Origin of the sequence: Chamaesiphon sp. OTE_8_metabat_110 (assembly GCF_031382685.1) — a bacterium.
Lineage (GTDB): Bacteria > Cyanobacteriota > Cyanobacteriia > Cyanobacteriales > Chamaesiphonaceae > Chamaesiphon.
Genome location: NZ_JANMZA010000022.1, coordinates 1 through 2,088, shown reverse-complemented (window position 1 = coordinate 2,088; position 2,088 = coordinate 1). Strand labels below are relative to the sequence as shown.

Below are 2,088 nucleotides of genomic sequence, written 5' to 3'. Positions count from 1 at the left end.
TTCCCGAACTCGGAGGTGAAACGCTCGCACGGCGACGATAGTTGGGGGGTTGCCCCCTGTCAAAATAGCTCGCTGCCAAGCTTAATCTTAAACATCAAGAAGCTCTTAACTTTACGGTTAAGAGCTTGTTTGTTTTTGTTTGATTCTTTCGGTAAGTTTCGATTTGATAGGTCTTGCGATCGTCTATGTGCTGTTACCATAAATGATGGAATTAGAGAGTCAGTTAGCAAAACTTGCAGAATTAGGTCTAGTTCTTAATCCTGAAATTACGATCGAGGATTTACTTCGCGCTGAAGATCGAGAAGCTTTTATAGCAAAGCCTTTTATGTTGCTGCTGTTTTTGCTCGGTGGTGAGGTAGAACGAAAACCTTGGGGGCGAAGGATTTGTAATCGAGTCTGGAGTTTCGATCTTGAATGTTTCGATCTTGAATGTATCGCTACCACGGGAGACTATGTAAAAATTGTTCGCAAACTTTGTCTGTTAACAGGGAATGAAGATCGACTGACAGAAATTGTGGACTATATCGATCTCGAAGACGGTGAGTGCTGGTTAAAGTATACTATCGGTGACAAAAGGCAGCATTGGACAATCGAAGTTAATGATGATTGGGCGGATATGCTGGCTCTTTCGTATGTAATGGAAGATATTCAGGGTGATGGTTGTCAATTTTATGCGATCGATAGTAGTGAAGCAATGATAATACTCTACTTGGATCGATCGAGTGCTGAAAAATTAAGCGATCTTTGTAATGAAGATTTGGAGCCGCTAATTCCAGTAGAAGGTTAAGAAACATCTCGGACTATCAACATTAGTTGCAGAATCTCATATTTACGATCGGTCAATATCGATCGAGTGATAAGCTAGTAAACATTAAAATTAATTTCTTAGTGTTGTCGCTACGCAGTTTTTATTATGTACAAAAATAAATCACAGAGTTCGCTGTTTGATGTCGCTATGCCAGCGATGCTTGGGGCTGGAGTGGTTACGACAATGGCGATTGCGCAAGGACAACACCCGGCAATGGCATTGGCAATTACAGGTATTTCTACTGCGTTTGCAGTTATTTGCCATCGCTTCGATCTGATTTAGTTTTAGAAGTTATGGTCTGAAAGTTATAGATTATTGATAATGGTTTACAATTTTTAGGTTCATACTGTTAATTAAATTACTGGCTCGATCGCGAACACTTTGCCATTTTTCTTGCTGAATTTCTGACGGGGGAAATAGAGAGCCAGCGATGCCGACGGCGATGGCACCAGCATTGAGAAAGTCGGTGGCATTGGTTACGGTGACTCCACCTGTAGGAATTAGTGGAATTTGACCGATCGGCCCTTGTAGGACTTTTAAATAGTCTACTCCGCCGACTGCTTGAATGGGGAAGACTTTGATAGCAGTCGCGCCTGCTTGCCATGCGGTGATAATTTCGGTTGGGGTGAGAGCACCAGGGACGATCGGGGTTGCGGCTGAATTTGCGGCTTGAATTAAACTCAGATCGACGTGGGGTGTGAAGATGTATTTGGCACTACAGGCGATCGCGTTCTGCATGTCGGCTAAACTCAATACTGTGCCCGTACCGATCGAGCAATCTGGTAATTCGGCGTGGAGGGACTCGATTAGCTCCCAGGGTCGATCGCTGTTGGCGGTAATTTCAATGAGTTTAATGCCACCAGCGGCGACTGCGTGAGCCATTTTTCTGCCGACGTGCAGATCTGTCGATCGAATCACGGCAATTATCCGGTTCTGCTTGACAAATTTCAGCCAATCTCCTTCGTCACTGTGCATCATTTAGCGATTATCGGTTGCCGACTTGACATCATTACTAGAGTCATACACTGCCTGGGTAATAATCGCTTGTAAGTTGACGTAAGCCTTGGCAAATGGGGGCTGACGTAGGGTTAAGCCGAGTAAGTCTGCTGTTACTAGTACTTGTCCGTCACAGCCTGTACCAGCACCGATACCGATGGTGGGGATTGAGATTTTTTGGGAAATTGATGTGGCTAAATCGGCGGGGATATGCTCTAGGACGATCGAGAAAGCACCCGCTCGTTCTAATGCTACTGCGGAGGTGAGCAACCGATCGCGATCGG

The 2,088-nt window shown here is 44.9% G+C and carries 3 protein-coding genes; 1 reads left to right on the top strand and 2 read right to left on the bottom strand.

Annotated elements, in window-relative coordinates:
• Positions 1–202 precede the first annotated feature (202 nt).
• A complete protein-coding gene (locus RMO52_RS00795) occupies positions 203–787 on the top strand; it encodes a hypothetical protein (protein ID WP_310410124.1) in 585 nt (194 codons plus the stop codon).
• A gap of 333 nt (positions 788–1,120) precedes the next feature.
• On the opposite strand, the gene RMO52_RS00790 is transcribed toward RMO52_RS00795, so the two are convergent.
• Together RMO52_RS00790 and RMO52_RS00785 are read right to left on the bottom strand one after the other, a co-directional pair.
• Positions 1,121–1,786, bottom strand: a complete 666-nt coding sequence (locus RMO52_RS00790; protein ID WP_309741780.1) for a bifunctional 4-hydroxy-2-oxoglutarate aldolase/2-dehydro-3-deoxy-phosphogluconate aldolase — start codon at positions 1,784–1,786, stop codon at positions 1,121–1,123.
• A partial coding sequence (locus RMO52_RS00785; protein WP_310410122.1) for a 3-methyl-2-oxobutanoate hydroxymethyltransferase occupies positions 1,787–2,088 on the bottom strand: 302 nt, incomplete at its 5' end.